We start from the raw sequence: 26,167 nt of genomic DNA on the forward strand, positions 1-26,167 counted from the left end.
TCCATTATGCCAACTCTAACACCATCCGGGTACGCCTGGGTTGCCGCGATCGGCGCGGGCTTGCTTCTCTGGATGATCTTCCTCGCCCCAAGGCTGATGCCGGTCTTGACCCGCAGTCTCCACGGGCAGGCTCCACCCCCCTTGACCGTTGTGGACCGGATCACGCTTGCGGTGTCGTCGGTCCTGATGTTTTTCGTGGCGGTGATCACGACGATCATGATGTTCGAAGTCGTGTTGCGCTATGTCTTCGAGGCTCCAACGCTATGGGTCGAGGAACTTTCACGCTGGCTCGGTGGCGTGATTTTCCTTGTCGCCGGTCTCTACGCCATGCAGCAGCGCAGCCACATCCGCGTGGTCATCCTCTATGAGGCGGTACCCCGCGACGTCCAACGCGTCATGGATGTCGCCGCCACACTTTGTATCTGCGTCTTCTGTTGGGCCGTCGCGTGGGGCTATTGGGGTAACGCGCTCCGGAAATTCGAAGCCTGGGAACTATACGGATCGGCATGGAACCCGCCGATCCCCGCCATCATGAAACCGCTGATCTGCATCACCTGCGTCTGGATGAGCGTGCAGGCGATCAACAACCTGATCGTCGACTGGCGCCGCGCGCACGCGATCGTTCCTGCCGAGGACGCCTGATGGGCATCGCGGAACTGTCAATCCTGCTGGTCGTCGGCATCATCGCACTTCTGGCAATCGGCGTCCCTCTCGGGTTGGCCTCTGGCTTTCTCGGGGTTCTCGTAGCTTATTGGAAGCTCGGGGATCGGGGGTTCTTCATCCTCGGTCAGCGGATGTACGACCTGACAATCGAACACGCGCTTCTCGCGGTGCCGCTCTTCATCTTCATGGCGATGCTCCTCGAACGCAGCAACATCGCCCGCGACATGTACGATGCGCTTAACGTCTGGCTGGCGCGGACCCGCGGCGGGATCGCGATCGTCACCTCGATCATGGCGATAATTATGGCCGCCATGTCGGGCATCATCGGCGGTGAGATCGTGCTGCTCGGCCTTGTGGCGCTGCCGCAGATGCTTCGCCTGAACTATAACCGGAACCTCGCCTGCGGCACGATCTGCGCAGCGGGATCGCTGGGAACCATGATCCCGCCCTCAATTGTTCTCATAATCTATGGGGTCGTAACCGAAACTTCGATCCATGCGTTGTTCAAGGCGGCGATCATCCCGGGTCTGCTTCTCGGCGGATGCTACATTGTCTACATCGCATTTCGCGCCCGGCTTCACCCCGAGGATGCTCCCCTGCCGGAGCGCGAGGCCGATGTCACTTTCGGCGAAAAGATCGTCGCCCTGAAAGGCCTCCTGCCCCCGGTCATGCTGGTGGGTGCGATCCTCGGCTCGATATATGGCGGCATTACGGGTATCACCGAAGCGGCGGCGATCGGATGTGTCGGCACGCTTTTGCTGATCGCGGTCCGACGGGAGTTGACCGGCCCGCTGTTTCTCCAAGCACTGCAACGGACGATGCGGTCCACCGGCACAATCCTTTGGGTAACCTTCGGCGCGACGGCGCTGGCGGGCGCCTATTCTCTGGCTGGAGGCCCTACCTTTATCGCCGGGTCGATTCTGGGCCTCGACATTCCCGCCATGGGGATTATCGCGGTCATGATGCTGATCTTCCTGTTTCTCGGCGCGCTTCTTGATTGGATTGGCATTGTTCTGCTTGCGATGCCCGTTTTCCTTCCCATCGTCGCGCGCATGGACCCTGCGGACTTCGGCGTCCTCGGCACGCTTTCCGCCTCCGAGGTGTCGGTCTGGTTCGGCATCCTGTTCTGCATCAACATGCAGGTGAGCTTTCTGAGCCCACCTTTCGGCCCTGCTGCGTTCTACCTGAAATCTGTGGCGCCACCAGAAATCAGCCTGACAGACATCTTCCGCGGGTTCCTTCCGTTCATCGGCATCCAGCTTTTGGTGCTGACGATCATGATGGTCTTTCCCGAGATCACGACGATATTGCTTTGAGGAAACCGATCCTATGTCGCATTCGATTCACCCGTCCGTCATGCCGCTGGTGCGCGCCTACTCGATGCCCGACGCACGCGTCGACAGGTTGCAGGTTCCGCCCCGTGACCTCCAGACGGCCTACCGGATCCAGAACGAGATGATTTCCGAGATCGCAGCACCGGTCGTCGGATGGAAGCTTGCCCTATCGACGAAAGGTGCGCAGGAGGCCAACGGCCTCAGCGCCCCTACTGTCGGACGCCTGATTGGCGACGCTCTGCAACCCTCCGGAACGGTATTGGCCGGAGAAACCCTCAACCGGCCCGAGGTGGAGCCGGAAATCGCCATAACGCTTTCCAGGGACATTCCTCCGCATGCGCCGCTTAAGGACAGGGACGCGGCACGTGCGGCAATAGGGCGGATTCAGATCGCGATAGAACTTGCCGATAGCCGCTACATCGACAAGCCCGGCATGAGCCAACCGGAGATCATCGCCGACAACAACGCGGCCGCATATCTGATCCTTGGACCGGATATCCCCTTTGACGATCTCGAAAGGCTCATCGCATCACCTATCGAGGTGGAACTCGGCGACGGAACCTTGGTTGAGGCGTTTCCTCCCGAAAACCGCCCCGATCCGGTGGAAGCCCTTATGTTTTTGTCGGCTTTCGCGGCCGAACACGGCCTTGTGCTCGGCACGGGCCATGTCGTCACAACCGGCACCTGCGCACCGCCGACCCCGGCCGCCCCTGGCCGGAACAAGGCCTCGTTTGGAGACTTCGGAACCGTGGTCGTCACGTTGGCGACCCAACAGGACACTTGAAGAAAGGACCTCATCATGATGATGACCAAACCCGTCGCCGGAGGCGCCATGCCCCGGATATCGTTTCCGAAACTCGGAGGCGGCACGTTGGCCGTCGGCGGACCGGGTGACCGCCACACCCTGTTCGTGATCTATCGCGGCAAGCACTGCGGGCGGTGCAAGCCTTATCTCAACAAACTCGATTCCCTCCTTGGCGCCTGGCAGGAAGCCGGGTTTGACGTCTTGGCATGCTCCGCTGATCCCGAGGAAAAGGCGCAGGCGGACTTGGACGAATACGGCTGGCGCTTTCCGGTCGGCTACGGGCTGACCGAAGAGCAGATGCGCACGCTCGGCGTGTATGTTTCCGACCCTCTCTCGCCTGACGAAACGGACCGGCGCTTTGCCGAACCCGCCGTCTTCTGCATCCGTCCCGACGGTGTGATCCAGGTGGTCTGTCTCTCGAACGGGCCCGCCGCGCGCCCCGATCTCGAAGAACTGCTGGACGGCATGAAGTTCAACATCGCTCACAACCGTCCCGCTCGCGGAACTGTTTGAGAAACAGGCGCGATTGCGGCCGTCTCTCCTCCTATGGACCTATCTTCGGCAGGCCGAAGAGGAACCGCACCCACTGCGCCGCTTTCTGAACATGATTCACCCTGGCGACAGTGTTTGCCGGGGTGATCATGCCAGGCGAACGAGACGGTGAAACGACGTTCGGTGATCTGAACGTTGAGAACGCGTGCCGGCATATCCCGCAAGTTTTTGACAGTGCGCCCGGCCGACGCGAAATCGAGGTGCCGCGTTCCGACGAACCCCTCCCGGTCGGCGGAGCCTCTGTCAAAAACCCGGAAGGCTCTCCGGTCGAGTGCGTTCTCCCGGCTTGATGGAAAATACTTCAGGATTGATATATCGGATCATTTCCTGCCAATACCGCTTCGGATTTGGCAGGGAATGCTCAATGCGCGGTTTAGAGAATTTCAGCCTGGCACCGAAAGCACGCGGCCCGACGGTGCAAGCTCGATCAATTTCACCGGTGAATGAAGGGACTTACGTACAGCACACGTGTACGACAATTTGCCCAAATCAGAGTCCAGCCAACCCGAAACACAAGAAAATCTGCGAAAAGATTGATTGGATGGCTGGGGCGGCAGGATTCGAACCTGCGCATGCCGGTACCAAAAACCGGTGCCTTACCGCTTGGCTACGCCCCATCGAAGAATGAACGCCTGTATAGCGAGGGGCCCGTGCCCATGCAAGTGGCCCGATAAGGCAACTTCCGCGACGATCCACAACCTCTCTTCGTATTTTGACGCTGCGCAGCCTGCCGTCATCCACAACCATGCGAAAAAAGCGATACGAGCAGGGTTGCTAAGGCCAAAGGCGGGTGATATTAGACCGCCTCACGACGCGGCGGGAAACCCGATGATCTTTCTTGAAGATCAACCATCGCGATGCCAAAAATCGGAGTGTAGCGCAGCCTGGTAGCGCACCTCGTTCGGGACGAGGGGGTCGCAGGTTCGAATCCTGCCACTCCGACCATAATTTCAAGCACTTACCCCCCCTCTCTTCCTGCACCGATACGTCTATTTGGCGCGGCGCAATTTTACATGTCGGCGAATACAAAATTGTGGGGGCGGTTACAATCGCTGTTCGATACCCGGTCAAAATACATTCGAAACGCATTTTCCCGTATTGATCTTCCCCACCCGGAATCTAATTCCATTCGTGAATATCGATTCTCTTCCAAGCTTTCCTTTTGAATTGGCGCGAGACAGGACAATGAGAAAACACGGCAAGTCTTGTATATCGCTGATCTGCGTTTTACTCGCACTGGCAAACACGGCGTCACTCGCTCAGGCGCGGCCCGACACGCGGTCCATGACCTGTGCTCAGGCGCAGGCAATCGTGAACCAGCGCGGTGCGGTCGTCATGTCGACAGGTCAGTATACGTACGACCGCTTCGTGGCGTCCCGCGCCTATTGCATGCGCGATGAAATCCTGAAGCCGCTTTATGCGCCGACGCGCGACACGGCCCAGTGCCCTGTCGCTTATGAATGCAGGCAGATCTTTCGCCCTACGAATTAAGCTGCGGTGGCGGATTGCTCAAAAGATTGCAACCCGAGGCATTCGCAAGCAGGCGCAGCTTTTCGGCGATTTAAGCCTGCCTCCGGTGGAATCCGTAAAAATGTCAATTGACGTTACGTAATTATAACAAGACGATATTCTGAGGGCTTTTGTTTGTTTATTGGATGACCAGCGAGGTACTTCCATGATTTACGGGCCCATTCGTCTTGCAAGCTCTATCGCCGTTGGAACCCTGACGCTTTTGCTTGCGGCAGTGCAATCTCATGCTCAAGCGCTGCCGGACACGCGCGCGATGACATGCGCCCAGGCGCAAGCGTTCGTAGTGCAAAGCGGCGCCGTCGTCATGGCAACCGGCCGATACACCTATGACCGGTTCGTCAGTTCACAGGCCTACTGCACCCCGGAACTTAATTTGAAGGCGTTCTACGCCCCGACCGCCGACGTTTACGAATGTCCCGTAGCCTATCGTTGCGCGGATATTTTCCACGGCAACGGAGACCGGGACACGGATTGATTTCCGCATCCGCGCATAGAACGCCGCCTGAAGCCGATAAGAAACGCTAACCCGTCGCCCGTCCCGCCACTGCTGCGGTTTGCCAGCCGAGATCCGGCAGCGTGACGATCCGGTTGCCGCGCAAATCGCTCGCGCAAACAATGAAGCCGCGCTCTTCAAGGTGTGTCAGCAGCCACCGCGCGCGACCCAGCGAACGTGTGCCGTAAGCGCGCGCGATCTCTTCCTCGGAAGGACAAGGCTCGCCGCGTGCGGCCGCTTCCGCGATCAGCAGAAAGATGCCGCGCATATCTTCGCTCACACTTTCGGCGATGAGTTCGGCCTGCGCCCATTCGGCCTCGTCGATCTCGCCGGCGCCCACACCGGCCCGCGCGAGCGTCACCAGCCGGCGGAATTCCGAAAGGTCCGGGGGCGGTGCCGTAACGCGGGCGATCCTGAGCCTCACCTGGAAATCCTGATAAAGCTGCGCGATCGGCTGATAAGCGGCTTCGGGTTCGGACATGAGGCCTGCGAGAACCGCCTGCAGGGCGGCTTGCCGTTCCGCAGCGTCCTCCGGTTCCGCCTCCGCGCCCTCGCGCATCTCGCCCTGCTTTTGCCTGCGGCTCAGTTGCTCCAGGATTTCGGCGGGCGCCGCAGATGGCGTGGGCCTGCGCTGTATTTCGCTTCGCTCTTCATCGCTCGCCGGCTGAAAGAGAAGGTCCTCAACGTTTTCCGGCGCGGTCTCGGGCAACGGCGTCAGCTTCGGCCCGCCGCCGCGTGCCGCCGTTTCCACCTCGCCGATAACGAGTTTCACCGGGCGGCGGTAAAGCGCGGGGCCGAGCGCGACGAACTGCCCGCGCTGGAGATCGCGGAAGGTTTCGGCCTGCCGCTTTTCCATGCCAAGCAGGTCGGCCGCGCGCGCCATGTCGATATCGAGGAAGGTGCGCCCCATCAGGAAGTTGGAGGCTTCCGCGGCGACGTTCTTGGCAAGCTTCGCCAGGCGCTGCGTGGCGATGACGCCGGCAAGCCCACGCTTTCGGCCCCGGCACATGAGGTTCGTCATCGCGCCCAGCGCCACGCGCCGCGCCTCCTCACCCGCGTCCCCTGAGGCTGCGGGCGCGAAAAGCTGCGCCTCGTCGACGACGACCAGCATGGGGTACCAGTGATCGCGCTCGATCTCGAAAAGCGCGTTCAGGAAGACGGATGCAGCCTTCATCTGGCGGTCGACGTCGAGCCCTTCCAGATTAAGAACCACGGAAATGCGGTGCTTGCGCACCCTTGTGCCGATCACCGCAAGCTCGCGCTCGCAGGCGGCCGCATCGATGACAACCTGCCCGAACTTGTCGGCCAGAGTGACGAAATCCCCTTCCGGGTCGATCACCGCCTGCTGCACCCAGGTGGCGCTTTGCTCCAGAAGACGGCGCAGAAGATGCGACTTTCCGGACCCGGAATTGCCCTGCACCAGCAGGCGGGTCGCCAGAAGCTCTTCCAGATCGAGCACGGCCGTCTCGCCCGAGACGGTCCGGCCCATGTCGATACTCACCGTCATGGATTAGGAGTGCTTTCGAAATTTCGCCGATTTCCGCGAGTTTGAACGATTCGGCTGACCGGTTCAAAGCGAAGAGCAAGGCGCGTGTGGACAAGGGGTGCGCATTGATGAACAAATCCGATGTTACAAAGAACGTCATCCCGGCCCGTGTGCGCGTCAGCGCATCGCGAGATAGCCGGGCTTGTCCCCGACATGATCGGGGAACCCGGCGCATAGGCCGCGCAATAGCGCGCTTCCTTAAGAAGAGCGGGCTTTGCCCGCACCATATGTCCGGATACCGGATCAGCGCTCGGCTTCGCCTCACTTGTCCGGCATGACACGTCCCGAACTTGGATCTCACCTACCCCGCGAACGTGTCCTTGTAGGTATCGCGCAGCACGTTCTTCTGGATTTTGCCCATGGTATTACGCGGCAACTGGTCGACCATATAGACGGTCTTCGGCTGCTTGAACTTGGCAAGCTTGTCGACAAGCGCTTCGCGCACGCTATCGGCACTCAATTCCGCGCCCGGCTTTTTCGCCACCACCGCGACAACACCCTCGCCGAAATCGGGGTGGGCTACGCCGATCACCGCGTTTTCGGCAACGCCCGGTATCTCGTCGATCAGGGCTTCCACTTCCGCGGGATAGACGTTGAACCCCCCGGAGATGATCAGGTCCTTCGCCCGGCCGACGATCGACACATAGCCCCACTTGTCGATGACACCCATGTCGCCCGTGATGAAAAAGCCGTCGGCGCGGAATTCTTCCGCCGTCTTCTCCGGCATCCGCCAGTAACCTTTGAAGACATTCGGCCCCTTGACCTCGATAACGCCGACCTCGCCATCCTCCAGCACCTTGCCGGTTTCCGGGTCGGCGATCCGAAGGTCCACGCCCGGCAGCGGAAAGCCCACGGTTCCTGGCCGCCTGTCGCCGTCATACGGGTTGGATGTGTTCATGTTGGTTTCGGTCATGCCATAGCGCTCGAGAATGGCGTGGCCCGTTCGCTCGCTGAATTCCTTGTGCACTTCGGCGGAAAGCGGCGCGGAACCGGAGATGAAAAGCCGCATGTGCGCCACGAGATCCCTGGTGAAGTCGCTGGTGGACAGAAGCCTCGTGTAGAACGTCGGAACGCCCATCATCGAGGTTGCGCGCGGCAGAAGGCGCAGCACTTCGCCAAGATCGAATTTCGCCAGGAACAGGAGCGATCCGCCGGCCATCAGCGTCACATTGGTCGCGACGAAAAGCCCATGCGTATGGAAGATCGGCAGGGCGTGCAAAAGGACGTCGTCCTTGGAAAAGCGCCAGTAGTCGACAAGCGTCCTTGCGTTGGAGGCCAGGTTTTCGTGCGAAAGCATCGCCCCTTTGGAGCGTCCGGTCGTGCCGGAGGTATAAAGGATCGCGGCGAGATCATCGGGCCCTCGCGCGACATCCTCAAATGCTGAAGAAGCCGCGTCAGCATTCTCGCGCAAGCTGCCGCTGCCATTTGCATCCAGCGTTTCGACGCCCGCACCCACCCCGCCCGCAATGTCGGAAAGTGAGGCGACGCGTGCCGGATCGCAGACAAGCACCTTTGGCTCCGCATCACCGACGAAATAGCCGATTTCGGCCGGCGTATAGGCTGTGTTGAGCGGCAGGAAAATCGCGCCCGCCCGCACGGTGGCAAGGTAAAGCAGCAGCGCTTCGGGGGATTTTTCCACCTGCACCGCCACGCGGTCGCCCGGCGAAACGCCAAGCGCTTGCAGCGCATTGGCGAACTGGCCGGACCGCGCGATTACTTGCCCATAGGTCAGCTTCTGTCCGCCGGGCGTTTCAAGAAACGTTTTAGCTTCATCGGATATGCGCGAGCGGATTTCGTCGATGAGATGGTTCGTCATGCTGCGGGCACCACGGTCTTTTTCTTGTCCGGTACGGCCTTGAGCAGACGGGTCACCGCCGACGATGTCGCAACAGTCCCGTTCGCCGCGAAGGCCTCGTGATTCTTTTCGATGTCGCCAAGGTCATAGAGGTAATTCACCATGACGCCAAACGATTGACGGATACCATTGGGCGAAGGATCGCCGAACCGGTTCACCCGCTCAAGCCGCGCGCCGTTGCCAAGGTGGAACCGGGCGACCGGATCGAGCGGACGGTCCGTGTTCCCGCGCTTCTCACGCACGAGGTAATGCGCGCAAAGCGCCCGCAGCGGATCAGTCAGGCGGGTGCGCATTTCCTCATCGTATTCCCAGGCGTCATTGCCGATGGCTTCAACCTGATCGGGGGACAGGACCCTGCGCGCGACGCTGTCTTCGCCATCCATGTCCCGCGCCAGCCACGCCCGGAACCCCGGCACCGGCGAAAGCGTGACGAAGGTCTTGAGGTTGGGCAGCTCGCGGCGAAGTTCCTCCACCACCTGCTTGATCAGGAAATTGCCGAAGGAAATGCCGCGCAGGCCCTTCTGGCAATTGGAGATGGAATAGAATGTCGCCGTCGTTGCGTCCCGCGCCGAAATTTCCGCCCGTTCCTCGGCCAGGATCGGCGGTATCGCCTCAGGGATCTCGCGCGTCAGCGCCACCTCCACGAAAATCAGCGGGTCGTCGACAAGGGCGGGATGGAAGAAGGCGTAAAGCCTGCGGTCGGCGAGATCTATGCGCCGGCGCAGATCCTCCCAGTCGCGGATTTCATGCACCGCCTCGTAGCGGATGATTTTCGAAAGGATCGACGCGGGCGTCGACCAGTCAATCCGTCGCATGACGAGGAACCCCCTGTTGAACCACGACGAGAAAAGATGCTCGAAATCGCTGTCGACCTCGGCAAGTTCCGGCTTGTCCTTCAGGCGCTGAAGCAGCTCTGCGCGCATGGCAACAAGCTCGCTCGTGCCCCCGGGCGCCAGGTTCAGCCGTCGGATCAGTTCCTGCCGCTTCGGTTCTGACGCCAGATGCATGCGCCGCACCAGCTTCTCGTCGCCGGGATTTTGCGCGATCTCCCGCGCGAGGCGCTCGATCTCGTCACGGTTGGTTCCGAAGCGCGAGAACAGCTCCTCGAAGAACTCCGTTCGCGCATCCCCGCCCAAGGCGCGGTAACTTGCCAGCACATCGCCCGCGAGCGCCACGCCCGAAGCTTCGCCCCGGCCCGATAACAGCGCCTCGCAGGTGTCGCCCACCGCCCTGCCGCTTGTGCTCCTGTCGCGCCGGCGCTCGAGCAGGCTGCGCCCCTGCTCGGCGATGGAGGACAGCAACTCGTTGAAGAAACTGGTGTTCATAGGCCGGGTCCCATCAGCAGGTCTGGCAGCCAGGTTGCAATACCCGGCATGAGACACAGCAATATGATACCGACAACCATACATCCGACGTATGGCATCGCGCCCCTGAGAATCTCACTTAGGGTTATCTTCGGCGCGATGCCATTGATGACATAGAGATTCAATCCCACGGGCGGAGTAATGAGGCCGATTTCCATGTTGATGGTGAAGACAACCGCGAACCAGTAGGGGTCGAAGCCGGCTTGCGTGATGATCGGCAAGAGGATTGGCGCCGTCATCAGGATTACGGCAACAGGCGGCAGGAAGAAGCCGGCGAACAGCAGGAATACATTGATGATCGCCATCAGCACCCAGCGGTTAACCTCCAGCCCGGCGATCCATTCGGCGATGGACTGGGTGATGAAGAGCGAGGAAAGCGTGAAGGAGAACAGCTCCGATGCGCCGATGATCATCATGATCATGACGCTCTCCTTCAGCGTGTCGCGAAAAAGCCCCGTGTAGAGCGACGGCTTCCAGAGCCTGTAGATCACGGCGACGAAGACAAGGCAGATTATCGCGCCCACGCCCGCGGCCTCCGACGGTGTGGCGATGCCGCCGTAAAGCACGTAGAGGATCGCGACGATAATCGCCAGGAACGGCAGCACGCGCGGCAGCGCGCTGAGGCGCTCGCGCATGGAATAGGCGCGCGTGATCTCGCTGAGGCCGATGCCCTGCCGCTTGCAGGCGTAGACCGTCCAGATCATGAAGAGCGCGGTCAGCATCGCACCGGGTACGAGGCCCGCCAAAAACAGCCGCCCAATCGAAGTTTCCGTCGCGATCCCGTAGACGATCATGGTGATCGACGGCGGAATGAGAATGCCGAGCGTGCCGCCGGCCGCGATGGAACCCGCTGCGATCTCGTTCGGGTAGCCACGCTTCGTCATTTCCGGAATGCCCATCTTGCCGATGGCGGCACACGTCGCGGGCGACGAGCCGGAAAGGGCCGCGAAGATGGAACAGGCCCCGAGGTTTGAAAGCACAAGCCCGCCCGGCACGCGGTTCAGCCAGCGGTCGAGGGCTTCGTAAAGGTCCTTGCCGGCGGGCGAGGATGCAACGGCCGCCCCCATCAGGATGAACATCGGAATGGAGACGAGGCCGAAGGAGGCAAGCCCGCCGAAAAAGGTTTCGCCGAGGATGCTGAGCGAACCGGAGCCTTCCGCCAGCATGAGGATGACGATCGACACGAAGCCGAGTGCGAAGGCGATCGGCGTTCCAAGCGCAAGAAGAGCGAGCAGGAACACCAGAACGATGGCACCCCAAAGAAGCGGCGTCATGCGTCTTCTCCGAAAAGCTTCATGATTTCAGCGATATATTGCAGGACGAGCAGCCCGATGCCGAGGGGCAGCGGCAACAGCGGGATCCAGAGCGGGATCGCCCAGACCGTGTCGGTCGTCCAGCCGCCTTCCCATGCTTCGTGGAAATACATCCACCCCGAATAGGCGAGCAGCGAGCAAAACGCGACGCCCACGAGGCCGGACAGAAGCTTCATGATCCGCTTGACGTTGTCGGACGCCGTGATCTGCAGAAGGTCGACGTTCACATGCCCCTTTTCCAGCAGCACATAGGGCGAGCCGATGAAGGTCGCCGCGACCAATGCGTAGATCACATATTCGGTCTGCCAGACGGTCGAGGCGTTCAGCACGTAGCGCATGAAGACCATTTGCGTGACAACAAGCGCTGCGGACGCCGTCAGCAGGATGGCGAACACGCCGCCGATCCGCGAAAGAGCTGTAACCAGGCGGATATAGAGTGACATCTTGAAGTTACCTCGCCGTGGCTCGCTTGAGCATATCTCGCAAAATCCGGATCGAATTTCGCGATGAGGATATGCTCCAGGCCGGCAAACGGGGCGAAAAAGGGCGCGGAACCTGTCGCCGCGCCCTTCGTTTTCGGCAATGCCGATCCGGTCAGTCGACGGCCAGCGCCTTGGCGATCAACTCGTCGCCACCTTCGACGTTTTCGGAGAAGTTCTTGTAGGATGTCTCCTTGGCGATGCCGAGCCACGCCTGATAGTCGTCCGGCGACATCTCGACCACCTCGACACCTGCCTTCTTGTAGGTATCGACCAGCGTCTGGTCGAGTTTCTTGGCCTCGCCGACGAAATACTCCTCAGCCACCTGGCCGGCGGCCATCAGCGCGTCCTGCTGCTCTTTTGAAAGCCCGTCCCACGTCCGCTTGGAAATCAGGATCGGCTCATACATGAACCAAAGCGCGTTCTCGCCCGGTGCCGTCAGGCAGGTCGCCTGCTCGTAAAGCCGGTAGGAAACGAAGGAGCCGGAAGAGGTGTTGGCCGCGTCCAGAACGCCCGTTTGCATCGCCGTGTAGATTTCTGACGACGGCATGGACGAGATGGAAGCGCCCGCCCCCACCAGCATCTGTTCGAACGCCGGGCCGGCCGCTCGCGTCACCTGCCCCTGCATGGTCTCGGGCGAGGTGATGCACTGCTTCTTGGAGGCGAATGCGCCTGCAAGCCAGGCATCGGAAATCACCTTCACGCCGGCGTCCTCGATAATCGCCTTGATGTCGTCCATGAACGGGGAATCGTTCAGCCTCAGCGCACGGTCGTGGTTCTGCACGAGACCCGGCATCAGGGTCGCTGAAAACTGCGGGTGACGGCCGGAAGCGTAGTCGAGCGGGAAGGCCGAAATGTCGAGCTGGCCTTTCACCATCGCGCCCCATTGCTCCCTCGGCTTGAAGAGCGAGGCTCCCGGATAGACCTGGATCTTCAGGTCCACACCGGCCTTTTCCACTTCGCGAGCGAGGATCTGCACCATCTCGTCGCGCACGTCGCCCTTGCCGCCCGGCCACTGGTGAGACGCCTTGAGCACGGTTTCGGCCTGAGCGGCGGGTACTGTCACCGCCATTGCAACGCCGAGGCAAAGAGCCGCCTTGGTAAATGTCTTGAGCATTCTTTCCTCCCATTGCCCGCCGCTTGCCGGCAGGCCTCATCCCATGTTTTCGGCTTTGCCCCGCTTTCAGCGGTTGTCTCGCCGGTAAAAAGCATGCCAGCGCAGCCGCCTCGCCTCCACCCGGATTTTCACACCGGACATCGCAGGCACCCTCGCGCTGCCGCCGAGGAAGAAGGCAATCACGGTCTGTGCATTCAAGTCAATTGTTTTTGTATACAATCGAATGGATTTTGCATAAATTCGACCCATGATGGAGTTGAAGACCCGCCCCAGAACGGCGCAAACCCTGCGTGAAGCACTGGAAGATGACATCGCCGTCGGGCGTTATCCGCCCGGTTCGCGCCTTGATGAGGTGACGCTCGCCAAGCGCTTCGCCGTTTCGCGCACGCCGATCCGCGAGGCGCTGATCGAGCTTTCGGTCGCCGGCCTTGTCGAGATACGTCCCCGGCGGGGCGCATTCGTGCGCGATATCGGCATCTCGCGCCTTGTCGAGATGTTCCAGGTGATGGCGGAGCTTGAGGCCATGTGCGTGCGCCTTGCCTGCCGGCGCATGACGGCGCAGGAGCAGGCGGAGCTTGTCGCCGCGCATGAGGCCTGCATTCTGGCGGCGGACCAGCAGACGCCGGACGGTTATTTCCACGCCAACGAGCGCTTTCACGAGGCGATTTATGCCGCCAGCCACAACGGTTTCCTGGCAGAGCAGGCCCGCGCGCTGCAAAACCGGCTGAAGGCTTACCGCCGCCTGCAGCTTCGCGTGCGCAACCGGGTGAAGGGTTCGCTCGCCGAACATCAGGCCATCGTCGACGCCGTTCTGGAGGGCGATGCCGAAAAGGCGGAAAACGTGCTGCGCTCGCACATCCTCATTCAGGGCGAACGCTTCAACGACTTCGTCGCTTCGCTGGGTGAGCAGCGAAGTTGAAGGCCACCCCTTCCCCGACGACACCGTTGCATCGCCGCGCCGGACCGTCCAATTTGACAATGGATCAATGGAAAAGGGACGGCTCGCACATCATGATGACCCGTGCGGAATATATCGCCGACAGCGTAATCCATGTGATCGGGATCGCTCTCGGGCTTGCCGCCGCCGTCACGCTGGCGATTCTCACATGGCCCGGCATGGAGGCCGGTCGCATCGCCAGCGTCTCCGTCTACAGCGCCTGCCTGATCATGATGCTCACCGCTTCCGCGCTCTACAACATGACCGCCAAGGACAACAAGACCGGCGTTCTTCGCCGGCTCGATCACGCGGCGATCTTCCTGATGATCGCCGGCACCTACACCCCCTTTTCGACGATGGTGATCGGCGGACGCGTCGGCAATATCATCCTCGCCGTCGTCTGGGCGGGGGCAGCCGCCGGCGCGCTGATCAAGCTTTTCGCCTTCAAGAAGCTGGAGAAGCTCACCGTGCCGATCTGCCTCGCGCTTGGCTGGGTGATCGTCTTCGCCTATGAGCCGCTTCTCATGAATGCATCTTCGGCGGGTTTCTGGTTCCTGATCGCGGGCGGCTTTCTCTATACCGCCGGCACTGCGTTTTACGCGTGGAAGTCGCTGCCCTTCCAGAACGCGATCTGGCACGGCTTCGTGTTGGCTGCCGCCATCTGCCACTTCGTGGCGATTGTCTCGGACGTGGCGCTGCCGGGAATTGCGTGAGACCGCCCCTCACGCCGTCTTCGCCGATGCTTCCTCGCTCAGCACCACCACTTTCGTGTGCAGCGGCACCCGGTCGTAAAGGTCGATCACGTCCTGGTGCCACATGCGAATGCATCCGCTCGAAACGCTTCGCCCGATAGAGCTCGGCTCAGGCGTTCCGTGGATGCGGTAGAGCGTGTCGACGCTGCCCTGCCAAAGATCCATGGCGCGCGCGCCGAGCGGGTTCTTCGGTCCGCGCGGGTAACCCTCTTCCCAGTATTTGGCGAGTTCCGGGCGCCGCGCGATCATCTCCTGCGGAGGGCGCCAGATCGGCCAGGGCCGCTTCACGCGCACCTTGGCATCGCCCGACCAGGCGAAACCCGCCTTGCCGACACCGATGCCGTAACGCAGTGCCCTGTCGCGCCCCAGCGTCCAGTAGAGGAAATTGTTGTATGGATCGACCACGATAGTGCCCGCCCGCTCGCGCGTGTCGTAATCCACCACCTGGCGCCAGAATTTGCGGTCGAACGCCTTGTAGTCGATCGCCGGGATCCTGAATTCGTCCTCTTCCTTCGCCGCATAGGCAAGCTCGTAGTCGAATTCGTCGTCCGGCAGCGGCGGCTGGTTGGAAAGCCCCACCAGCGCGGTCTGGCAGGCCGTCAGCGCAAGCGGCGCGCCGATGATGAGCGTACGCCGCGAAAACGCCACTCCCTTGAACCCTTCGTCTTGCCGCTCGATTGCCGCCATTGGCGTTAACTCCCGAATGCAGGCAGCCCCCGCCCGCGCCCCTCGCTTGTCGCGGAGGATTTGTCCGATTTCAAGCGCCAGCCGCTCAATTTCCTCCGACCGGCTCCAGATTTTGCCAGGCTGCGGCAATTAGCTCACGGGTGTAGTCCTGCACCGGATGCTCGAAGATCGCCTCCGTCTCCCCGGCCTCGACGATCCTTCCGTGCTGCATGACCATCACCCGGTCGGCGAGCGCACGCACGATCGCCAGATCATGGCTGATGAAAAGGTAGGTCAGCCCATGGTCGCGCTGCAGTTTGCGCAAGAGTTCCACGATCTGTTTCTGGATCGTCCGGTCGAGGGCGGATGTCGGCTCGTCAAGCACGACGAGCTTCGGTTTCAGCACCATGGTCCGGGCGATTGCGATGCGCTGGCGCTGGCCGCCGGAAAATTCATGCGGGTAGCGGTTGCGCATGGCCGGGTCGAGCGAAACCTCCTCCAACACCTCGCAGGCGCGCCTGTCGCGATCCTTCGCGGAAAGCTGCGGCTCGTGCACCAGCAGGCCTTCGGTCACGATCTGGCCCACGGTCATGCGCGGGGAAAGCGAGCCGAACGGGTCCTGGAAGACGAGCTGCATCTCGCGCCGCAGCGGGCGCATCTCGCGTTTGTCGGCGTTGGAAATGTCGTGGCCGGAAAAGCGCACCCGGCCCTGGTGCGGCAGAAGCTGCAGGAGTGCGCGCCCCAGCGTCGACTTGCCGGACCCGCTTTCGCCGACGATGCCGAGCGTTTGCCCTTCCCTTACCGTCAGCGTCACGTCATCGACGGCCTTCAGCACCTGCGGTGCCTTCAGGAAGCCGCCGCCGAGGTCGAAGGCGACAGAAAGTTTCTGCCCCTCCAGCAGGATGGGGCGGCTGTCCGGCACCGGGCCTTTTCGCCCTTCCGGTTCGGCGTCGAGCAGCATCTTCGTGTAAGGGTGCTTCGGTGCCTTCAACAGGCTTTCCGCTTCGCCCTCTTCCAACACCTCGCCGTCTTTCATGACGTAGACCCGGTCGGCGATCTGGCGGACGATGCCGAGGTCGTGGGTGATGAAGACGACGGCCATGCCAAGCCGTTTTTGCAGGTCGGCCAGAAGCTCCAGGATCCGCGCCTGCGTGGTCACGTCCAGCGCCGTCGTCGGCTCGTCGGCGATCAGCACGTCCGGGTCGTTGGCAAGCGCCATGGCGATCATCACGCGCTGGCGCTGCCCGCCGGAAAGCTCGTGCGGAAACCCCTTGAGCTTGCGCTCGGGCGACGGAATCTGCACAAGCTGCAAGAGCTCAAGCGCCCGTTTCCTCGCAGCAGACCAGGAATAGCCGCCATGTTCCACCATCGGCTCGCAGAGCTGGCGCTCGATGGTGTAGAGCGGGTCGAGCGAGGTCATCGGCTCCTGGAAGATCATGGTGATCTTCGCGCCCCGGATGCGGTTGAGCCGCCTTGCCGGCAGGCCGAGGATATCGTCGCCGCGATAAAGTACCTTGCCCTTCGTACGCCCGTTCTGTGCAAGAAGGCCCATCGCCGCCATCATCGTCTGGCTCTTGCCGGAGCCGCTTTCGCCGACCACCGCCACCGTCTCCCCCTTGGAAACGGCGATGTCGACGCCCCTTACCGCCTTCACGGTGCCCGTCGGAGTGTCGAAATCGACGGTAAGCCCGCGGATGTCGAGAACGGCGCCCCCATCCATTGTCTTTGCCCCCGTCATCCTCAACGGTCCTTCGGGTCGAGCGCGTCGCGCAGTCCATCGCCGATAAAATTCAGCGCGAACAGCGTCGAGGTCAGGAAGATGGAGGGGAAGATCAGCATCCAGGCCGCCCCTTGCACGTTGCGCGAGCCTTCTGAAATCAGAACGCCCCAGCTTGTCATCGGCTCCTGCACGCCAAGGCCGAGGAAGGACAGGAAGCTTTCAAGCAGGATCACCTTCGGCACCAGCAGCGTCATGTAGATCACCACCTGCCCCAGTGTATTGGGAATGATGTGGCGTTTCAGAACGCCTGTATTGTCAACGCCGAGCGCTTCGGCCGCCTGCACGAATTCCTGCCGTTTCAGGCTCAGCGTCTGCCCGCGCACGATGCGCGCCATGTCGAGCCATTCCACCGCGCCTACCGCGATGAACATCAGCACGAAATTCCGTCCGAAGAAGACGACGAGCAGGATGACGAAGAAAATGAAGGGCAGCGAATAGAGGATATCGACGATGCGCATCATCATCAGGTCGGTGCGCCCGCCGAGGTAGCCCGACACCGCCCCATAGACCACGCCGATGGCGATTGCGACGAATGTGGCCAGAAGCCCGATCGTCAGGGAAACGCGGCCCGCGATCAGCGTTCTCGTCATCAGGTCGCGGCCGTTGGAATCGGTACCGAAGAAGAAATAGAGCGTCTTCACGTCGGCGCGCACGGTGGCGGATGTTTCATCCGCCGAAAAACCGAATATCTCGGCGTTTTCGAACAGATCCGATCGGTCGACATAGCGCGTCACGCGCGGGTCGATCTTGCGCGAGGATGAGATCTTCGCGGTGAAGCTGCCGCTTTCGACGTCGAGTTCGTCAATCGTCACCCGCGCCCGGCGAAGCACGCTTTCGATTTCCGGCGTCACCTGGTCGGCGCGGGGATAAGGTTGAAGGCTTGCCGGCACCTTCACATACTCGCGGTAGACCTCATCATAGTCGTGCGGCGAAACAAGGGGGCCGAGAAAACAGGCCACCGCTACCACCGCCAGCAGGATCATGCTGGCCACCGCCGCCTTGTTGGCCAGAAGCCGGTCGCGCGCATCGTCCCACAACGAGCGCCCACGCACTGCCGAGCCGGGTTTGATGTCTCTTTCGTCCGTCGTGCTGGTCATTAGGGTCAGAACCTCAGTCGTAGCGCACGCGCGGATCGAGGAGCGCGTAGAGCACATCGACGATCAGGTTGAAGACGATGACGAAGACGGCGACCACCACCACCGTCCCCATCACAAGCGTGTAGTCGCGGTTGAGCGCGCCTTGCACGAAGTAGCGGCCGATACCGGGAATGCCGAAGATCGTCTCGATGACGACAGAGCCGGTCAGAAGTGCCGCGGCCGCGGGGCCGAGATAGGAAATCACGGGCAGGATCGCGCCTCTTAGCGAATGCACCACCACGACCGCGTAGTTCGAAAGCCCATAGGCGCGGGCGGTTCTCACGTGGTTGGAGCGCAGCGCCTCGATCATCGAGCCGCGCGTGAGACGCGCCACCACGGCAATCTGCGGCAGGGCGAGCGTGATGATCGGCAGGATCATGTTTTGCGCCGCCCCGTTGTTCCATCCGCCGACGGGCAGCAGCCCCAGCCAGACGCCGAAAAAGAGCGTCAGCAAGGGCGCGACCACGAAATTCGGGATCGTCACGCCGATGGTTGCCGCCGTCATCATGGCGTAGTCGGTGCTTCTGTTTTGCCGCAGCGCCGCGATCATGCCCATGAAGCCGCCAACGACAAGGGCAAGCAACAGGGCCGATGCGCCGAGCGTGATGGAGATCGGCAGGGAGGCCGCGAAAAGCTCATTGATGGAAAAATCGCGGAAATAGAAGCTCGGCCCGAAATCGCCGGAGGCGACGCTTTTCAGGTAGAGCAGATATTGCTGCCATAAAGGCTTGTCGAGCTGGTAGATGCGCTGGAGGTTTTCCATCACCTTGGCTTCCAGCGGACGTTCCAGGTCGAACGGCCCGCCGGGCGCGACCCGGATCAGGAAGAAAGAGATCGTCACGATCAGAAAAAGCGTCGGGATCGCGCTGAGCAGCCGGCCCAGGATATATCGCGCCATCGTCGTCTACGCCTTTCTCAACTGGCAGTTCGCCACGCTATTCCGTTCAAGCTTGCCACGCATGCGGCGAGGAAACACAGCGGCCCTCGATGCCTCCAGGCATGCGATACCCCCACCCGGTGCGACGTCGTGCGCGTCCTGAGATTCAGGATACTGCTCAATTGCTCGTTGGCACATTTTGTCAGTGCGGTTGGGAGCGCAAATAATCGATGCAGAGAGGCGCCGCTGTCGTCCCCTCTCCCTTGAAGGGAGAGGGTTAGGTCACGGACCCATAAATAAGGCCGGAATGGCGCTACAAACGGCAAAGAGATGCCAGGAGAAATGCGCCGGGCGGGTCGGCCACCCGGCCAAGCACTTCGACGTGGCAGGTCGAAGCCGTTTTCGCGTCCTTTCAGGATATGGCGGATTTGCCCGGTAACACCGTTGCAAACCTTTGAAAACCGGATGGTTTCCTGCAGGCTTGCGCCTCGTATCCAAACAAATCCGCGCATACCATTTCAGTCTTATTTATGAGTCCGTGACCCGAGGTGAGGGTGGCATCGCAAAGGATGACACACGAAAAGATGGATGGATGACGCTGGCCGCGATCGTTGCGCGACCAGCGATTTCATTACTCCGAGATGCTCATGTAGCGGCTCGGATGGACGTTCAGGAGATTGTCCTCCCAGCCGTGCAGCTTGTCGGAGACAAGGCTCAGAGATCCGTAGTAGAGCAGCGGAATATACGGCAGGTCACGCATGAAGATCACTTCCGCCTGCTTGAGGATATCCGCGCGCTTTTCGAGGTCCGTCTCGGCGGCCGCCTCATCCATCAGCTTGTCGTATTCCGGATTGGCGTAATTGGCGTAATTGAAGCCGTCATTGTCGGATTCCACGAGGAACAGGAAGTTCTGCGGGTCCGAATAATCGCCGATCCAGCCCGCGCGCGCGACGTCGAAGTCGCCCTTGTCGCGAAGGTGCGCGTAATGGGTCTTCGTATCGGTGTTGACGAGGTTCACGTTGACGCCGAGCGGCTTCCACATATCGGCGATGGCGACCGCCGTGTTCTTGTGGTTTTCCGAGGTGTTGTAGCGGATTTCCAGCGTCAGCGGATTGTCATCGCCGAAACCGGCCTTCTCCAGCAGTTCGATCGCCTTGTCCTCGCGGTCGATCTGCGCCATGTCCTTGTAGTCGGCATAGGCCGGCTCGCCGTAGTTGCCGATGCCCGGCGGCACCATGGAATATCCCGGGACCATCGCCCCGCCCCAGATTTCCTCGGCCAGGAACTCGCGGTCGATCGCCATGGAAAGTGCGGTGCGCACATCCGGGTTCTTCAGCGCCTCGTCCTTGTGGTTCAGCGCGTAATAATAGGTGCCGAGATAAGGTGCTACACGGAACTGGCCGCCCAGGCTCTCGCGCATGAACTTGATCTGCTCGGTCGGCGCGTCGTTGTTGGAATGCAACTCGCCCGCCTGGAAGCGGCGCAGTGCGGCACCCCGGTCTTCCGTCGGGTAGAACATCACGGTGTCGATCTTGACGTCATCGGCATCGTGGAAATTCGGGTTCTTCGTCACCTTCACGTGGCTGTTCGGCACGAATTCGGCCAGCACATAGGCGCCGTTGGTGACGATGTTTTCAGGCTTCACGAAATCTGAGCCATGCGCCTCGACGCTTGCCGGATGGACGGGAAGCCCCGTCTGATGCGTCAGAAGATCGATGAAATAGGGCGTGGCCCCTTCCAGCGTGATTTCCAGCGTGTGGTCGTCCAGCGCCTTGACGCCCAGGTCCTCCACTTTCGCGTTGCCGGAGTTGATGGCTTCCGCGTTCTTGATCGGATAGAGGATGCTTGCGTATTTCGCGCCTGTCTCCGGCGCCATGATGCGGCGCAGCGAATAGACGAAATCGCCGGCGGTCACCGGATCGCCGTTCGACCATTTGGCGTCGCCGCGAAGCTTGAAGGTATAAACCGTGCCGTCGTCGGAGAGCTCCCAGCTTTCGGCGACGCCCGGCACCGTTTCCCCCTTGGCGTTGAAAGCGGTAAGTCCCTCGTAGAGATCGCGCAGGATGTGACCTTCGTAAACAGTCGAGGTCTTGTGCTGGTCGAGCGTTTCCGGATCCGCGGAATTCCCGCGATGATAGACGGTTTCGGCGGCCGCTGTCAGCGACGTTGCCGCCACGAGCGCTGCCGCGAGCAGGCCCGTTCTGAATGATTTGTACATATTATCCTCCTCCCCTTGGCGAGGCCGGGGCTTGAACGAATTGCCATGAAACCCGCCTGGCGGAATGCCATGCGGTAATTCATGAATTGCCGGGCCGGGCGGCTTGCGTATTATTCGTTCTCGCAATGCGCCGGCCCGGCGTGTGAAAAATATTTCACCGTCTGAGGCATTTCGCAATGACGAGAACGGGCCTTTCACAGCCATTGCACGAAAAAGCTGAAAATTTTTTCGTGTAAGCGCTTTGCGGGAATATCCTTGCAATATATCGCGAATTTGATCGATTTTTCCTCATCCGCATCGGAATCCGGCTGCCTGTTTCACAGGACTTTTCCGAGTTTTCGACATAAAGTTGAACGGTAACGGGTTGCGTTTGGACAAGTTCGCTGCCTCTTGCAGGGCTCGTATCACCTGTTTTTGAAGAATCCGGCCGCAGAAACCGGACTCACGAGGGACAAAAGGCGGAGACGTGCGTGACGACACAAAAGCTTAAGGACGTGGTCGCGGAGAAGATCGCGCTGAAGATCATCGACGGAACGTATCCGCAAGGCGCGGTCCTTCCGACGGAAACCGATCTTTTGAACGAGCACGGCGTCAGCCGCACCTGCCTGCGCGAGGCGCTACAGGTGCTTTCGGGCAAGGGCCTCATTTCGTCGAAGCCCAAGCGAGGCACCATCGTACGTCCCGATGTCGACTGGAACTTCCTGGACGCGGCCATGCTGGAATGGCGCCAGAAGGTCGTGCCGGCGGAAAAGATCCTGGTGGAACTCACCGCCATCCGTACCATGGTCGAGCCGGAGGCCGCCGCCCTTTCCGCGCTCAACGCCTCCGACGAGCAGATCGAGGAGATGGGCCGCGCGCTTGACGACATGCGCGTGGCCGAAGGGCGCCGCACGCCGGAAACGATGGAGGCGGACGTGCGCTTCCACCGGCTTATGCTGGCCGCCAGCGGCAATCCGCTTCTCTCCGGACTTGGCGCTTGCGTGGAAGGCGCGCTCAGGGCCTCCATCGCCGTCACCTCGCGGCCCGAGGTGGAAGATCCGATCGCCCTTGCCCAGCACGCGAATGTTTTCGACGCCATCCGCGACCGCGATCCGGAAAAGGCCCGCCACGAAGCCAAGGTTCTCCTGCAGATGACGCGCGAGCTGCTTTTGAAGGCGAAGGCCGTCGCCTGATCGCAAAGCGGACGGTTAACCGAACAGGCGGGCGAGCACCCGCTTGCCGACGGCGAGCGAGTGCGCCCCCTCGATGCGGGATTCGAAGCGGCCGGAATAGACCTCGCGCACCATCGCGAGTTTCGAGGCGAGCGTGTGGTCGATTTCGACCGCGAATTCCCGTTCGCCGCTTCTCACGATCCGCCCGGACATGGTCTGGCCGTTGATACGGAAATTGACCGGTGTGCCTACGGCGGCGCCGCAATGTCCTGCGAAGCGGATCCCCGAAATCGAGATATCGAGCATCTGGAAGTCGGCTTCGGTATCGCCGAAATTCAGCTCGACCGCCCCTCTCGCCCGCATCCTCTCGCTCTTGCGTTTTCTGGGGCGTTCCACGCAGCAGGCGATGGCGATCAGGAGAACGGTGATGTTGTACCAGCTCCAGAAGAGCGCGACGACGCTGGAGTTTTCCAGCGGCCGGTTGGCATCGGCATAGAAGGAATAGCCGAGAGACAGGAGCGTGACCGCCAGCAGGGTGCCGAAAAAGCGTATCATTCGCCACTGGACGATTGTCTTGCTTCTGTCGCCGCCTTTCGCCGTCACCGCGAATTTGTGCCCCTTCGGCCTGGCGATGCCCAGCACCACGGAATAGAGGATCTCGCGCATCGTCAGGAGTTGGGTGACATCCGTCAGGATCGGCAGGATGCGCGTAGCCGACAGCCAGCCGATCACGCCGACATGGCCGATGAAATAGGGCAGGAAATAGGAGATTCCGTCGGCGAGATCGACATCGACCGCCTTGAGATCGAACAGGAAGTAGGCGATCGGAACGATGAGGCAGGCAAAGCGGAAGAGAAAGGTGCCCGCCCAGTAGAGAAAGCTTTCAAAAAGGGCCATCCGGTCGATGAACTTCAGCCCGTTCGCCGGATTGAACGGCCCGTCGCGGCCGCTGAGAATCTGCATGAAACCCAGGCACCAGCGGCTTCGCTGGGTGACGTATTCGTTGAGCCCCTCCGGCGCAAGGCCGAGAGACAGCCGTTCGTTCAGATAGACGGTCTGATAGCCGTATTGTTTCAGCCTGAGCGTCAGCAGGTAGTCCTCGGTGACCGAGGTGACAGGAAGTCCGCCGGCCGCTTCCACCGCCTCCCACCGGATGACGGACGACGTTCCGCAGCAAAATGCCGTGCCCCAGGCATCTTTCGACGGCATGAGCACATCGAAGAAGAAGCGCTGCTCGTCCGGCCACACGTCCGCGGCACCCAGGTTAGACTGGATCGGGTCGGGATTGATAAAATGCTGCGGCGTTTGCACGATGCCAACGCCGTCATCGCTAAAAAGCGTGAGGCAACGCGTCAGGAACGCGCGCGTCGGCACGAAATCGGCATCGAGGATCGACACGAAGTCCGGCGGCTCCGGCAGCCGCGCCACATGGGCGAGCGCATGGTTGATGTTGCCGGCCTTGGCGTGGGCGTTATCGGGGCGCGTCAGATACCGGCAGCCGAGTTCGTCACACAGATCGGCAAGCCATGGTCTTCGCCCGTCGTCCAGCACCCAGACCCTGAAGTTTTCATGGTCCATGCCAAGCGCGCCGGCGATGGTGCGTTGCAGGATTTCGCGTTCCTCGTTGTAAGTGCAGATGAAGACGTCGACGAGGGGCGGGCCTTCGCCGTGGCCGGCCGTTCCTGCCGTTCGTTCGGCAAGTGCCGCATCCACTGCCGGCGTGCGGTTTTTCACCCGCGAAAGCGTGATGAGCGTCAGGATCGAGCCGAGCGACGTTATCCCTTCAATGAGAAGAAAGCCGATCGCAAAAGTGAAGTCTCCCAAATCGGCGGAAGTTGGCAGCGTTTGCGTCGCGCGCCAGTGGAGATAGCGCAGGGTCAGGAAAAGAACCGCATAGACGGGCAGCCACCGCCACCGCCCTTCGGGGTTAAGCCACGGAAGGAGGAAAAGACAGAAGCCGAAGGCGATCATCCCCGGCGTGATACCGTCCTGTATCGCCGTCAGAAGGGGGTTCATCTGTTAAACGGCATCCAGATGCCGCGCCCGTTTTCGTCGCCGCTTTTGAAGACCACACGGCCCGTCTTGCCGACGAGGCAGCCGTCGGCTTCGCCGAGCCCCGCGACGCTGACGGTCGCGCGATAAGGCTCCTTTTCAAGCGCGGACGGAAGGATCGCAAGGTTGGCCGGCGCGGAGGCAACCCCGCTCAACTGGACGATGCGGGCCGGATATTCCATGCCCCCTTCGCGCAGGATGAAGGTCGCCGCATCTCCAGGAGAAAGCTTGTTGTAGACCTGCTCATTCACCGCCGTGGTGACGATCGGATGCGCGCAGTCGAGCAGCCGGGCAAGGTCCTGCCCCCGCACCACATGCTCGCCGTCCGTGACCAGCGGCTCCCAGACCCGGCCGCCGATGGGGGCCGAAACGGCCGCATACGATGCCCGGCGAAAGTTCGCCCGCTCCTCTTCGCGCGCGCGCTCCAGCGCTTCGATACGCCGGCTCTTGGCTTCTATCGCGACATCCAGATCGGCGATCCGGATCGTGACGTCGTCGAGTTCCTGCATGGATTGCGGGCGGTCGTTATAATGGTCACCGATGAAGACGCCCTTGCGCAGCGCCTCGATCTCGACGCCGATCCTCTCAAGCCTTGCTGTGGCCTGCGCCTTCCTGCCCTCATGCACCTTGAGCGCAGCGAGCGCGTCCTCCGTTTCCGACTTTGCGACGACGGAACGTTCGAAAAGGGTGTTGCGGCGCTCCAGATGCGCCCTCGCGCGCTCCACCTCGGCGTCGATTGTGGCGATCTCCGCATCCGCCTCGTTGAGCCTTGCCTGAAGCTCGGCGATCCGGCCCTGCCGGAAGTTCTCAACCTGCCGGCGGTATGTCGCCTGCGCCCGCAACAGCGGTTCCTTCGAGGAGATCAGCGCGGCGCGCTCGATCCGTGCCGTCTCGATTTCCCTGTCGAAATCGATCAGCCGTCGTCGGTCTGCATGAGGATCGGAAATCGTGGCGAGAATGGAATCCTTCGTGAAAACGCCGTTCAGATCGTTGAGATCCGCCTTGAAATCGACCACCCCCTCGATAGGCGCACGGAGGGTGACCACGCGCGCATTCACCACCGCTTCCGTGCTGGAAACCTGGAAAAGGCGCATCGTCGGGCCCCAACCCGCCAATATGACAAGGGCAAGCCCGAGCGCGCTCTTGATGGCCCGGCTCCAGAACCTGGCCGGTTTCTTCGCCGGCTCCGGTGTCGCCTGCGCCGGTGCGGGTGCGGGGGCTTCGGCCCCGGGCTTGCGCGCTACGCCCGCCTTGCGGGCAGCCGGCCGGGCAAGCTGCTCGCACTCCTCGCGCGCCAGTCGCTGCAGTTCCTGGACGTTGGGCCCGTCAGCGCCGGCCGGCTTCGGCGGCCGGCGCACGGGCTTTTCTTTCGCAGCCGTCTTGACGGGCTGGCTTTTCAATTTCCGAACTGGCATTGCCTTACCCTGCGATCAATCCGAGGATTGACTTCGCCCCCTTTGTTGACGCAGATGTATACGAATTGAATGAAGTTGAATTTAAAAAATAAAGTTAAGATTGTTTATACCTGACATAAAGGAATTATTATT

General features: G+C 61.3%; 22 protein-coding genes and 2 tRNA genes. 10 read left to right on the forward strand and 14 right to left on the reverse strand.

Going from position 1 to position 26,167, the window contains the following annotated elements; translation table 11 throughout:
- The first annotated feature begins 6 nt into the window (after positions 1-6).
- From HPQ64_RS17520 to HPQ64_RS17535, 4 genes are read left to right on the forward strand one after another with little or no spacing between them, the layout of a single operon-like run.
- Positions 7-642 carry a TRAP transporter small permease subunit gene (locus tag HPQ64_RS17520; RefSeq protein ID WP_172889935.1) on the forward strand — a complete coding sequence of 212 codons (636 nt, stop codon included), beginning with the start codon at positions 7-9 and terminating at the stop codon, positions 640-642.
- Positions 642-1,979, forward strand: coding sequence for a TRAP transporter large permease (locus HPQ64_RS17525; RefSeq protein ID WP_172889936.1), 1,338 nt, complete (start codon positions 642-644; stop codon positions 1,977-1,979). Before HPQ64_RS17520 ends, HPQ64_RS17525 begins: the two co-directional genes overlap by 1 nt.
- A 13-nt stretch (positions 1,980-1,992) precedes the next feature.
- A complete protein-coding gene (locus tag HPQ64_RS17530) occupies positions 1,993-2,781 on the forward strand; it encodes a 2-keto-4-pentenoate hydratase (protein WP_172889937.1) in 789 nt (262 codons plus the stop codon).
- Positions 2,782-2,829: 48 nt separating this feature from the next.
- A complete protein-coding gene (locus HPQ64_RS17535) occupies positions 2,830-3,315 on the forward strand; it encodes a peroxiredoxin family protein (protein ID WP_210260355.1) in 486 nt (161 codons plus the stop codon).
- Between the two features lie 581 nt (positions 3,316-3,896).
- Here the strand turns inward: HPQ64_RS17535 and HPQ64_RS17540 are convergent.
- Positions 3,897-3,971, reverse strand: a tRNA-Gln gene (locus HPQ64_RS17540).
- Positions 3,972-4,222: 251 nt separating this feature from the next.
- Between HPQ64_RS17540 and HPQ64_RS17545 the strand changes: the two genes are divergently transcribed.
- The 3 genes from HPQ64_RS17545 to HPQ64_RS17555 all read left to right on the forward strand — a co-directional run bounded on the left by HPQ64_RS17545 (position 4,223) and on the right by HPQ64_RS17555 (position 5,359).
- Positions 4,223-4,299 (forward strand) — tRNA-Pro (locus HPQ64_RS17545).
- A gap of 339 nt (positions 4,300-4,638) precedes the next feature.
- Positions 4,639-4,845 carry a hypothetical protein gene (locus HPQ64_RS17550; protein WP_246270779.1) on the forward strand — a complete coding sequence of 69 codons (207 nt, stop codon included), beginning with the start codon at positions 4,639-4,641 and terminating at the stop codon, positions 4,843-4,845.
- 184 nt (positions 4,846-5,029) lie between these two features.
- Positions 5,030-5,359 carry a hypothetical protein gene (locus tag HPQ64_RS17555; RefSeq protein ID WP_172889939.1) on the forward strand — a complete coding sequence of 110 codons (330 nt, stop codon included), beginning with the start codon at positions 5,030-5,032 and terminating at the stop codon, positions 5,357-5,359.
- 46 nt (positions 5,360-5,405) lie between these two features.
- On the opposite strand, the gene HPQ64_RS17560 is transcribed toward HPQ64_RS17555, so the two are convergent.
- From HPQ64_RS17560 to HPQ64_RS17585, 6 genes are all read right to left on the reverse strand, one after another.
- Positions 5,406-6,884 carry a helicase HerA domain-containing protein gene (locus HPQ64_RS17560; RefSeq protein WP_172889940.1) on the reverse strand — a complete coding sequence of 493 codons (1,479 nt, stop codon included), beginning with the start codon at positions 6,882-6,884 and terminating at the stop codon, positions 5,406-5,408.
- Positions 6,885-7,224: 340 nt separating this feature from the next.
- Complete coding sequence (locus tag HPQ64_RS17565) at positions 7,225-8,739, reverse strand: malonate--CoA ligase (protein WP_172889941.1); 1,515 nt, start codon at positions 8,737-8,739, stop codon at positions 7,225-7,227.
- On the reverse strand, positions 8,736-10,103 hold the full coding sequence (locus tag HPQ64_RS17570; RefSeq protein WP_172889942.1) for a malonyl-CoA decarboxylase: 1,368 nt from the start codon (positions 10,101-10,103) through the stop codon (positions 8,736-8,738). The genes HPQ64_RS17565 and HPQ64_RS17570 overlap by 4 nt, the downstream gene beginning before the upstream one ends.
- Positions 10,100-11,416 (reverse strand): TRAP transporter large permease, encoded by a 1,317-nt coding sequence (locus tag HPQ64_RS17575; protein ID WP_172889943.1) that lies wholly within the window; start codon positions 11,414-11,416, stop codon positions 10,100-10,102. The genes HPQ64_RS17570 and HPQ64_RS17575 overlap by 4 nt, the downstream gene beginning before the upstream one ends.
- Positions 11,413-11,898 carry a TRAP transporter small permease subunit gene (locus HPQ64_RS17580; protein ID WP_172889944.1) on the reverse strand — a complete coding sequence of 162 codons (486 nt, stop codon included), beginning with the start codon at positions 11,896-11,898 and terminating at the stop codon, positions 11,413-11,415. Before HPQ64_RS17580 ends, HPQ64_RS17575 begins: the two co-directional genes overlap by 4 nt.
- Positions 11,899-12,049: 151 nt before the next feature.
- Entirely contained in the window at positions 12,050-13,006 is a 957-nt protein-coding gene (locus tag HPQ64_RS17585) for a TRAP transporter substrate-binding protein (RefSeq protein ID WP_246270816.1), read from the reverse strand.
- A 292-nt stretch (positions 13,007-13,298) separates the two neighbouring features.
- Between HPQ64_RS17585 and HPQ64_RS17590 the strand changes: the two genes are divergently transcribed.
- The gene (locus HPQ64_RS17590) at positions 13,299-13,970 is read left to right on the forward strand and encodes a GntR family transcriptional regulator (RefSeq protein WP_172889946.1); all 672 of its coding nucleotides are present in this window, start codon (positions 13,299-13,301) and stop codon (positions 13,968-13,970) included.
- A 59-nt stretch (positions 13,971-14,029) separates the two neighbouring features.
- The gene (trhA, locus tag HPQ64_RS17595) at positions 14,030-14,701 is read left to right on the forward strand and encodes a PAQR family membrane homeostasis protein TrhA (RefSeq protein WP_210260356.1); all 672 of its coding nucleotides are present in this window, start codon (positions 14,030-14,032) and stop codon (positions 14,699-14,701) included.
- Positions 14,702-14,710: 9 nt separating this feature from the next.
- Here the strand turns inward: trhA and HPQ64_RS17600 are convergent, their stop codons facing one another.
- The 5 genes from HPQ64_RS17600 to HPQ64_RS17620 all read right to left on the reverse strand — a co-directional run bounded on the left by HPQ64_RS17600 (position 14,711) and on the right by HPQ64_RS17620 (position 21,417).
- The gene (locus HPQ64_RS17600) at positions 14,711-15,427 is read right to left on the reverse strand and encodes a L,D-transpeptidase (RefSeq protein ID WP_172889947.1); all 717 of its coding nucleotides are present in this window, start codon (positions 15,425-15,427) and stop codon (positions 14,711-14,713) included.
- Between the two features lie 85 nt (positions 15,428-15,512).
- Positions 15,513-17,126 carry an ABC transporter ATP-binding protein gene (locus HPQ64_RS17605; protein WP_210260394.1) on the reverse strand — a complete coding sequence of 538 codons (1,614 nt, stop codon included), beginning with the start codon at positions 17,124-17,126 and terminating at the stop codon, positions 15,513-15,515.
- Between the two features lie 20 nt (positions 17,127-17,146).
- A complete protein-coding gene (locus HPQ64_RS17610; protein ID WP_172889949.1) occupies positions 17,147-18,283 on the reverse strand; it encodes an ABC transporter permease subunit in 1,137 nt (378 codons plus the stop codon).
- 13 nt (positions 18,284-18,296) lie between these two features.
- A complete protein-coding gene (gene oppB, locus HPQ64_RS17615; RefSeq protein WP_172889950.1) occupies positions 18,297-19,220 on the reverse strand; it encodes an oligopeptide ABC transporter permease OppB in 924 nt (307 codons plus the stop codon).
- 610 nt (positions 19,221-19,830) lie between these two features.
- Positions 19,831-21,417, reverse strand: a complete 1,587-nt coding sequence (locus HPQ64_RS17620; protein WP_172889951.1) for a peptide ABC transporter substrate-binding protein — start codon at positions 21,415-21,417, stop codon at positions 19,831-19,833.
- Positions 21,418-21,887: 470 nt separating this feature from the next.
- Between HPQ64_RS17620 and HPQ64_RS17625 the strand changes: the two genes are divergently transcribed.
- Positions 21,888-22,589 (forward strand): FCD domain-containing protein, encoded by a 702-nt coding sequence (locus tag HPQ64_RS17625; protein ID WP_172889952.1) that lies wholly within the window; start codon positions 21,888-21,890, stop codon positions 22,587-22,589.
- A gap of 15 nt (positions 22,590-22,604) precedes the next feature.
- Here HPQ64_RS17625 and HPQ64_RS17630 read toward each other — a convergent pair whose 3' ends face one another.
- Together HPQ64_RS17630 and HPQ64_RS17635 are read right to left on the reverse strand one after the other, a co-directional pair.
- Positions 22,605-24,584: a glycosyltransferase gene (locus HPQ64_RS17630; protein ID WP_210260357.1), complete on the reverse strand. Its 1,980-nt coding sequence runs from the start codon at positions 24,582-24,584 to the stop codon at positions 22,605-22,607.
- Positions 24,581-26,035: an HlyD family secretion protein gene (locus HPQ64_RS17635; RefSeq protein ID WP_172889953.1), complete on the reverse strand. Its 1,455-nt coding sequence runs from the start codon at positions 26,033-26,035 to the stop codon at positions 24,581-24,583. Before HPQ64_RS17635 ends, HPQ64_RS17630 begins: the two co-directional genes overlap by 4 nt.
- Between the last annotated feature and the right edge of the window lie 132 nt (positions 26,036-26,167).

The sequence above is a fragment of the Hongsoonwoonella zoysiae genome (assembly GCF_013266695.1).
GTDB lineage: Bacteria > Pseudomonadota > Alphaproteobacteria > Rhizobiales > Stappiaceae > Hongsoonwoonella > Hongsoonwoonella zoysiae.

What these genes read in the sequence shown, in the direction of transcription:
- HPQ64_RS17520 (WP_172889935.1), top strand. Translation starts at nt 7, where the DNA reads ATGCCAACTCTAACACCATCCGGGTACGCCTGGGTTGCCGCGATCGGC.
- HPQ64_RS17525 (WP_172889936.1), top strand. Translation starts at nt 642, where the DNA reads ATGGGCATCGCGGAACTGTCAATCCTGCTGGTCGTCGGCATCATCGCA.
- HPQ64_RS17530 (WP_172889937.1), top strand. Translation starts at nt 1,993, where the DNA reads ATGTCGCATTCGATTCACCCGTCCGTCATGCCGCTGGTGCGCGCCTAC.
- HPQ64_RS17535 (WP_210260355.1), top strand. Translation starts at nt 2,830, where the DNA reads ATGCCCCGGATATCGTTTCCGAAACTCGGAGGCGGCACGTTGGCCGTC.
- HPQ64_RS17550 (WP_246270779.1), top strand. Translation starts at nt 4,639, where the DNA reads ATGACCTGTGCTCAGGCGCAGGCAATCGTGAACCAGCGCGGTGCGGTC.
- HPQ64_RS17555 (WP_172889939.1), top strand. Translation starts at nt 5,030, where the DNA reads ATGATTTACGGGCCCATTCGTCTTGCAAGCTCTATCGCCGTTGGAACC.
- HPQ64_RS17560 (WP_172889940.1), bottom strand. Translation starts at nt 6,884, where the DNA reads ATGACGGTGAGTATCGACATGGGCCGGACCGTCTCGGGCGAGACGGCC.
- HPQ64_RS17565 (WP_172889941.1), bottom strand. Translation starts at nt 8,739, where the DNA reads ATGACGAACCATCTCATCGACGAAATCCGCTCGCGCATATCCGATGAA.
- HPQ64_RS17570 (WP_172889942.1), bottom strand. Translation starts at nt 10,103, where the DNA reads ATGAACACCAGTTTCTTCAACGAGTTGCTGTCCTCCATCGCCGAGCAG.
- HPQ64_RS17575 (WP_172889943.1), bottom strand. Translation starts at nt 11,416, where the DNA reads ATGACGCCGCTTCTTTGGGGTGCCATCGTTCTGGTGTTCCTGCTCGCT.
- HPQ64_RS17580 (WP_172889944.1), bottom strand. Translation starts at nt 11,898, where the DNA reads ATGTCACTCTATATCCGCCTGGTTACAGCTCTTTCGCGGATCGGCGGC.
- HPQ64_RS17585 (WP_246270816.1), bottom strand. Translation starts at nt 13,006, where the DNA reads ATGGCGGTGACAGTACCCGCCGCTCAGGCCGAAACCGTGCTCAAGGCG.
- HPQ64_RS17590 (WP_172889946.1), top strand. Translation starts at nt 13,299, where the DNA reads ATGATGGAGTTGAAGACCCGCCCCAGAACGGCGCAAACCCTGCGTGAA.
- trhA (WP_210260356.1), top strand. Translation starts at nt 14,030, where the DNA reads ATGGATCAATGGAAAAGGGACGGCTCGCACATCATGATGACCCGTGCG.
- HPQ64_RS17600 (WP_172889947.1), bottom strand. Translation starts at nt 15,427, where the DNA reads ATGGCGGCAATCGAGCGGCAAGACGAAGGGTTCAAGGGAGTGGCGTTT.
- HPQ64_RS17605 (WP_210260394.1), bottom strand. Translation starts at nt 17,126, where the DNA reads ATGGATGGGGGCGCCGTTCTCGACATCCGCGGGCTTACCGTCGATTTC.
- HPQ64_RS17610 (WP_172889949.1), bottom strand. Translation starts at nt 18,283, where the DNA reads ATGACCAGCACGACGGACGAAAGAGACATCAAACCCGGCTCGGCAGTG.
- oppB (WP_172889950.1), bottom strand. Translation starts at nt 19,220, where the DNA reads ATGGCGCGATATATCCTGGGCCGGCTGCTCAGCGCGATCCCGACGCTT.
- HPQ64_RS17620 (WP_172889951.1), bottom strand. Translation starts at nt 21,417, where the DNA reads ATGTACAAATCATTCAGAACGGGCCTGCTCGCGGCAGCGCTCGTGGCG.
- HPQ64_RS17630 (WP_210260357.1), bottom strand. Translation starts at nt 24,584, where the DNA reads ATGAACCCCCTTCTGACGGCGATACAGGACGGTATCACGCCGGGGATG.
- HPQ64_RS17635 (WP_172889953.1), bottom strand. Translation starts at nt 26,035, where the DNA reads ATGCCAGTTCGGAAATTGAAAAGCCAGCCCGTCAAGACGGCTGCGAAA.